1 protein-coding gene is annotated in these 300 nt (G+C 56.0%); it reads right to left on the bottom strand.

The genetic code is table 11. From position 1 onward, the window contains the following. Positions 1 to 300: hypothetical protein (locus tag AB9F29_RS22110; protein ID WP_369757276.1), on the bottom strand; the 300-nt coding region annotated here is incomplete at both ends.

Raw genomic sequence — 300 nt, 5'->3', positions numbered from 1 at the left:
AAATCACTCACGTGCAAGGTCGTTACCGCACTTTGACCACCCGCGAACGTGACAGAAATAGTGGGGTCTTTTGACATCGCTGGATGTGAAAGCTCGGCCAAACCTACCGTAGTGGTTACCCCCGTTACCGCAAGTTCCCCTTGGCGAAGCACAAACGTTTCGCTTGGCGCACAGCTCGCCGAAAGCTTCACTGTGATCATTGCCGCCGGGCCCGCTAGAGCTTCTAGCTTGGTGGAGCAAGGCACGCCATAGGCGCTGTATGTCGGCGCTTTTTTAACTGGGTTGTGGCCGAGGGTATCG

The organism is Falsihalocynthiibacter sp. S25ZX9 (assembly GCF_041205405.1).
GTDB lineage: Bacteria > Pseudomonadota > Alphaproteobacteria > Rhodobacterales > Rhodobacteraceae > Falsihalocynthiibacter > Falsihalocynthiibacter arcticus.
Note: the sequence above shows the minus strand (reverse complement) of the source record. Positions and strands in the feature narration are given on the sequence as shown.